Source organism: Plantactinospora endophytica (assembly GCF_016862915.1).
Classification (GTDB): Bacteria; Actinomycetota; Actinomycetes; order Mycobacteriales; family Micromonosporaceae; genus Plantactinospora; species Plantactinospora endophytica.
Genome location: NZ_BONW01000067.1, coordinates 1 through 6,566, shown reverse-complemented (window position 1 = coordinate 6,566; position 6,566 = coordinate 1). Strand labels below are relative to the sequence as shown.

Genomic DNA, 6,566 nt, shown 5'->3' with positions numbered 1-6,566 from the left:
AGCTAAGAGAACAGCTAAACAGAACGGCTGACGCTGGCCGGGTCCCCACCACAGGGGACCCGGCCAGCGGCGTCTCCGCCTACCTGTCCGCCGGTGCCGCCCGGCCGGGCAGGTACGGCGTGAAGCGGCGCAGCCGCAGCGAGTTGCCGACGACGAAGACCGAGGAGAAGGCCATCGCCGCACCGGCGATCATCGGGTTGAGCATCCCGACGGCGGCCAGCGGCAGGGCGGCGACGTTGTAGGCGAAGGCCCAGAACAGGTTGCCTCGGATCACTCGTAGCGTGGCCCGGGACAGTCGGATCGCGTCGACGGCGGCGGTCAGGTCGCCGCGTACCAGGGTCAGGTCGGCCGCCTCGATGGCGACGTCCGTACCGGTGCCCATGGCCAGCCCGAGATCGGCCTGTGCGAGCGCGGCGGCGTCGTTGACGCCGTCCCCGATCATGGCCACCACCCGGCCCTCGGCCTGGAGTCGCTTCACCACGTCGAGCTTGTCCGCCGGCAGTACCTCGGCGATCACCTCGTCGATGCCGACCTCGGCGGCGACCGACCGGGCGACGGCCTCGTTGTCCCCGGTGAGCAGGATCGGCGTGAGGCCGAGCCGGCGCAGTCCGGCGACTGCCTCGCGGCTGGTCGGCTTGACGGCGTCGGCCACCACCAGCGCCCCACGCACCTGACCGTCCCAGCCGGCCAGCACCACGGTCCGGCCGGCGGCCTCGGCGGTGGCGACCGCCGGGCCGAGGTCGGCCGGCAGGTCGAGGCCGCGTTCGGTCAGTAGCCGGGCTCGCCCGACCGTGACGTGCCGACCGTCGACGGTGCCGGTCACGCCGAGCCCTTCGACGTTGGCGAACCCGCCGACCTCGGGATGCGCCCCGGTACGCTCCGCCGCCGCACTCGCGACCGCGCGGCCGATCGGGTGCTCGGAGGCGTTCTCCAAGGCGCCGGCCAGCCGCAGCAGTTCGTCACCGTCCTGGCCGTCGGCCGGGACGATCTCGGTGAGCGTCATCCGCCCGGTGGTGACGGTGCCGGTCTTGTCCAGCACCACGGTCGCCACCCGCCGGGTCGACTCCAGCACCTCCGGGCCCTTGATCAGGATGCCGAGTTGGGCACCCCGGCCGGTGCCGACCAGCAGTGCCGTCGGCGTGGCGAGCCCGAGGGCGCAGGGGCAGGCGATGATGAGTACCGCGACGGCGGCGGTGAACGCTGCGGTGACGCCGTCCCCGGAGCCGAGCCAGAAGCCGAGGGTGGCGACGGCGAGGGCGATCACGATCGGTACGAAGACTCCGGAGATCCGGTCCGCCAGCCGCTGTACCTGTGCCTTGCCGGTCTGGGCCTGTTCGACCAGGGTCGCCATCCGGGCGAGCTGGGTCTCGGCACCGATCCGGCTGGCCCGCACGACGAGCCGGCCCCCGGCGTTGATCGTGGCACCCACCACCTGGTCACCGGGGCCGACCTCCACCGGTACCGACTCGCCGGTGAGCATGCTGGCGTCGACGGCGGAGGAGCCGTCCTCGACCACACCGTCGGTGGCGATCTTCTCGCCGGGGCGAACCACGAAGCGGTCACCGACCGCCAGCCGGTCGACCGGGATCCGCGCCTCGACACCGTCGTGGAGCACGGTCACCGCATTGGCGCCGAGTTCCAGCAGCGCCCGCAGGGCGGCCCCGGCCCGCCGCTTGGACCGAACCTCGAAGTACCGGCCGGCGAGGATGAACAGGGTGACCCCGGCCGCCGTCTCCAGGTAGATGTTGCCGGCCCCGTCGCTCGGCCCGATGTCGAGGCTGAACGGGTGGGTCATGCCCGGCGTGCCGGCGGTGCCGAGGAAGAGCGCCCACACCGACCAGCCGAAGGCGGCGAGCGTACCGAGGGAGATCAGGGTGTCCATGGTGGCGGCGCCGTGCCGCAGGTTGATCCAGGCGGCCCGGTGGAACGGCAGCCCGCCGTACGCGACGACCGGCGCGGCGAGGGTGAGCGAGAGCCATTGCCAGTAGTCGAACTGCCAGGCCGGCACCATCGCCAGCACGATCACCGGCACGGTCAGCACCAGCGACACCAGCAGCCGGTTCCGCAGTGTCCGCAACTCGTCGACGGGTCCGGCCGGCTCCCCGCCGGACTCGTCGGCCCGCCGTGGCGGCGGTGGCAGTGCCGCCGTGTAGCCGGTCTTCTCCACCGTGGCGATGAGTTCGTCCGGGGTGGTACGGGTGTCGTCGTCGAGGGTGACGGTCGCCTTCTCGGTGGCGTAGTTGACCGTGGCGGTCACCCCGTCCAGCCGGTTGAGTTTCTTCTCGATCCGGCTGGCGCAGGAGGCGCAGGTCATCCCGCCGATCTTCAGTTCGATCCGGTTGGGCGCCATGGGTAGTCGCCCGGCAGCCGGTGCCATTCCTGCCTCCCGTGCTAGTTGTGTCCGTGACCGGGTTCGCCGTGGCCCGGCTCGGTGTCGCCGGTGCCGGCCGTCGGCGAGGGACCGTCGGGCGTCCCACCGCCGGCCGCCGGTCCGGGACCGTCCGGTGTCGCACCGCCGGCCGGTACGCCGGTGGACGTCGGGTCGGCCGGCTGGCCGGCGGTCAGCGTGAACTCGGCGGTGCGGACCGTGTCGCCGTGCTGGAAGTCGAGGTACAGCCGGTAGGTGCCGGCCGAGGGGACGTCGGCGAAGAAGGTGATCTCGGGTCCGGACGGCGTACGCCCGTCGCCGGGTTCGCCGTCGGGGTGTACGTGCAGGTACGCCAGGTCACCTTCGCGGAGCGCGACCAGGTGCCCGTACGCGCCGAGGTAGGGCTGTAGGTCGGTGACCGGTCGCCCGTCGTGCTCGACGGTCAGGGTCAGTTCGCTGGTCCGCCCCGGCGTCAGGCTGCCGTCGAGGCGTACCCGGTAGCCGTCGACCTGGGCGGTCGGGGCCGGCGCCGGCAGCGGTCGGGGTCGGAAGTCACCGGCGACGGCGACGTCGAGCCCGAGGGTCAGCGCGTCCGCGCCGCTGGGCTTGAAGTCCGCGAACGCCCGCCAACTGCCGGGCCCGCCGAGCGGCGAGGCGACCCGCCAGGTGCCGTCGGCGTCCATCTCGGGGTGCACGTGCCGGAAGCCGGAGAGGTCCCGCCGGGCGACGATCAGGTGCATCCGCTTGTCGTGTTCCACGTCGTAGCCGGTCACCGGCCGGCCGTCCGGGCCGATGATCCGGAACGCGAACTCCCCGGCGGCGGCCGGCACGCCGGTCAGTGTGTAGCCCCGGTCGGCGACGAGCAGCCCGCCGGGCAGTCGTGGAGCGGCGCTTCCGCTGTTGCCGGTGCCGTGCCCGGTGGAGTGCGCGGAGCCGGTCGAGTTGTCGGAGTCGGCGGCGGTGCGTACGGGACCGGCGAGCTGGCCGGCCCCGTACGCCGCGCCGAACACTGTCGCGAGCCCGAGCGCGAAGGCGCCCAACTTCGTCGCGGTGTTCATCGTGTTACCTGGTTTCTTCCGGGTCGAGCCTGGTCAGGGACTGACGAGTTGGTAACCGGCCTCGTCGACGGCGGCGCGGAGCTGCTCCGGGTCCACCGGTTCGTCGCTGGTGACGGTGACCGCGCCGGCGGCGAGGTCGACGCTCACCTCGGTCACGCCCGGGATGGCGCCGACCTCGGTGCTGACCGCGCTGACGCAGTGCCCGCAAGTCATCCCCTTGACCTGGTAGCTCTGGGTGATCATGGGCGTTCTCCCTTCCCTGTCCCACCTTATACCCTAGGGGGGTATCCGGCGGACGAAGTTACCCCTCGGGGGTATCCGTACAACTGGACCGTAGCATACCCCTGGGGGGTTAGCTATGCTTGGGGCATGACGACATCCGACACCCCGGTCCGCGGCTACACGGCCAGCAAGGACCAGTTGCTCGCGCGGCTGCGCCGGGTCGAGGGGCAGGTCCGCGGGATCGAGCGGATGGTCGAGGACGACCGCTACTGCATCGACGTGCTGACCCAGATCTCCGCCATCCAGGCCGCGCTGGACAAGGTCGCGCTCGGGCTGCTCGACGGGCACGCCCGGCACTGCATGCACGAGGGGGCCGCCGAGGGCCGGGCCGACGAGATGGCCACCGAGATGATGGCCGCCGTCGGGCGCCTGATGAAGCGGGGCTGACCCGTCCGAGACGCGGCCGACCCACCACCACAGGGCCCGACTGGAAAGTTACGCGGGACCGGACGCGCTCGCGACCGGTCGACCGTCGCGCCGCCCTGGTCGAGGAGGGCTTGCCGGCGGCTGGCCGACCGACCGGTCAACCCCGGCCCGGCTAGGCCGGGCCGGTCGCCTCCGCGTTCGGGAACAGGTCGGCCTGCTCGCCGAGTTCGACGTTTCCGGTCAGGTGGGCCGGCGCCGGCCGGTCGGTCGACGGCAGTTTCGAGTACCGTCGCCCGGCTCCCTCGGTGCCGGGTCGGGAGGTGACCCGGAACGGCACCATCGTGATCGGGGCCGGCGGGGGTTCGAACCGGCGCTCGCCCCAGCGCAGCCAGAGGGCGATCCGACCGGCCTCCGCCTCCAGCCGGAGCTTGTCGACCGAACGCTGCCGGTCGGAATGGTCGACCTCGATCACCACCGGCGGCGTGCCCCCCGGCCGGGCACACCCCACATCCACTATGGAGTGCCGGTGCTCGTACGGCGGGGGCAGCGGCATCACGCTGGCGGCCCGGCGGTACACCCGCCAGCCCTGCGCCATCGCCCAGGCCGCCACCGAGTCGATCAGCAGCACCGTGACCTCGTCGTCGGTCTGATCGGTGAACGCCAGCCGGCCGAGCCACCCGGTCAGCGCGGCGCCGATCCGGGCGCCCTCCTCGGCCTGGTCCACGCTCCGACCGTACCGTCTCGGTGCCCTCGGACCGGCGCCTGCCCGACCGCTGCCCACGCCTCGGCCGGCGTGCCGCTGCCCGCGCCCCGCTACCGTGGTCGGGACGTTCGCCGGGTCGGTTTCGCCCGCCCGTTCCGCCGGCTCCGGCGGGAACTCGTCCGGGCCGGACCAGGCGGGTGCGTGGCCTCGCGCGGCCGGGGATCGTGCCGGAGGTCAGGGACGGCGTGGGCAGAGCCGTCCGGTCGGGACGGCCAGGCCCGCCGTGACCGCCACAGCCGGACCGCGAGGTAGCCGAGCGCGGCAAGCCCGACCAGCACGTACAGGTTGCTGTAGAGCAGGCCCCAGCCCCGGAAGTGCAGGTCCCAGCCGTGCAGGCCGGCGAGCACCCAACTGGTGCTGCCGACGAAGACCAGCCAGATCAGGCCGGCAGCGACCAGCCCGGGCCGGCTGCCGCCCCGCCAGGACCGGACGACCAGCAGCACCAGCGCGGGTACGCACCAGACCCAGTGATGGTGCCACGACACGGGTGAGACCAGCACACCGGTCATCGCGCAGGCGAGCACGCCGAGCAGGTGCTCACCGGCCCGCACGCAGTACGCCGCGACGGCGATCCCGAGCACCGCGACCAGCGCCGCCACCGGTACCCAGAGCGCGGCCGGGTCGGCGGAGTCGGTCAACCGGGCCAGCGCACCGGCCAGCGACTGGTTCAGGATCGTCCGGGGATCGGCGGTGACCCTGGCGGTGTCGAAGAGCGCGCCGGTCCAGAACCGTACCGAGTCGTCCGGCCGCCAGGCGAAGCCGAGCGCCACCGTGGCGGCGAACCCGGCGACGGCGGTGCCCGCCGCCCGGAACCGGCCGGTGACGAGCAGGTACACCACGAAGATGAGCGGGGTGAGTTTGATCCCGGCGGCGATTCCCACGCCCAGACCGGACCACCGGCGCCGGGGATCGCCGGTCAGGTCGAGCAGTACGAGCAGCATCAGGAAGAGCCCGACCTGGCCGACCTGGAGATGCCCGGAGACCGCGAACATCGGCAGCGCGCCGGCCGCGCCGGCCAGCGTCGCCAGCGCCCGGCGTCGCGCCGGAACGCCGACCGCGCGGAGCGTCACCCGGACCGCCACCACCAGCGCGAGGACGGAGGCGAACGTCCACAGCCCGACGGCGACCGTCAGGCCGACCGGCACCAGCGGCTGGAACAGCAGCGCCGCGAACGGCGGATAGGTGAAGCCCAGCGTGATGCCGTCGGTGCCCTGGTGGCTCGCCTGGTAGAGGCTGCCGTCTCCGGACGCGGCGGCGGAGGCTCCTGCGTGGTACGTCGCGAGGTCGCCCCAGAAGCTTCCGGTGCTCTGGTACCCGCCGAGCGCGGCGGCGGCGACCAGAAGCGGGAGCAGCACCAGCCCGGCTTCGGCGTACGCCGAACGGTGTCTGCGGCGCCACGACCTCTTCGCGGCGGGCGGTTCGGATGGGGTCGGGTTCGGGTTTCGGGGGCTCGGGTCGGGATGGTGACTTGGTGGCGGGTGTCCGGCCTCGTCGGGATCGGTGCCCAGGTAGGTGCGCGTCACGGCGTTCCTCCGAATCCGCCGAGCCGGTCGTCGGGGTGCCGGCGTACGGCAGAGGTGAAGACGAAAAAGTAACGATTTCCGCGCTACCTTTTCTGGAACGATTCTTGATCACGCACGGTCAGTGGGTCACGGGGCCGATCGGGGCTTCGTCCCCCATGTCCGGTTCGGTTTCATGATCGAGTCGGTTCGGGGGAATGATCGGGGGC

The 6,566-nt window shown here is 72.8% G+C and carries 6 protein-coding genes; 1 reads left to right on the top strand and 5 read right to left on the bottom strand.

Going from position 1 to position 6,566, the window contains the following annotated elements; translation table 11 throughout:
* Positions 1-79: 79 nt before the first annotated feature.
* The 3 genes from Pen02_RS41270 to Pen02_RS41260 are packed head-to-tail and all read right to left on the bottom strand — an operon-like array spanning position 80 to position 3,669.
* A complete protein-coding gene (locus Pen02_RS41270; protein WP_203871661.1) occupies positions 80-2,377 on the bottom strand; it encodes a heavy metal translocating P-type ATPase in 2,298 nt (765 codons plus the stop codon).
* Positions 2,378-2,391: 14 nt separating this feature from the next.
* The gene (locus tag Pen02_RS41265) at positions 2,392-3,426 is read right to left on the bottom strand and encodes a DUF8832 domain-containing protein (protein ID WP_239142043.1); all 1,035 of its coding nucleotides are present in this window, start codon (positions 3,424-3,426) and stop codon (positions 2,392-2,394) included.
* A 33-nt stretch (positions 3,427-3,459) separates the two neighbouring features.
* A complete protein-coding gene (locus tag Pen02_RS41260) occupies positions 3,460-3,669 on the bottom strand; it encodes a heavy-metal-associated domain-containing protein (RefSeq protein WP_203871660.1) in 210 nt (69 codons plus the stop codon).
* A 126-nt stretch (positions 3,670-3,795) separates the two neighbouring features.
* On the opposite strand from Pen02_RS41260, the gene Pen02_RS41255 reads away from it, so the two are divergent.
* The gene (locus Pen02_RS41255; protein WP_203871659.1) at positions 3,796-4,095 is read left to right on the top strand and encodes a metal-sensitive transcriptional regulator; all 300 of its coding nucleotides are present in this window, start codon (positions 3,796-3,798) and stop codon (positions 4,093-4,095) included.
* 151 nt (positions 4,096-4,246) lie between these two features.
* On the opposite strand, the gene Pen02_RS41250 is transcribed toward Pen02_RS41255, so the two are convergent.
* Both Pen02_RS41250 and Pen02_RS41245 read right to left on the bottom strand, forming a co-directional pair.
* Positions 4,247-4,798: a hypothetical protein gene (locus Pen02_RS41250; protein ID WP_203871658.1), complete on the bottom strand. Its 552-nt coding sequence runs from the start codon at positions 4,796-4,798 to the stop codon at positions 4,247-4,249.
* Between the two features lie 89 nt (positions 4,799-4,887).
* Positions 4,888-6,360, bottom strand: coding sequence for a glycosyltransferase 87 family protein (locus Pen02_RS41245; RefSeq protein WP_239142042.1), 1,473 nt, complete (start codon positions 6,358-6,360; stop codon positions 4,888-4,890).
* Positions 6,361-6,566 lie beyond the last annotated feature (206 nt).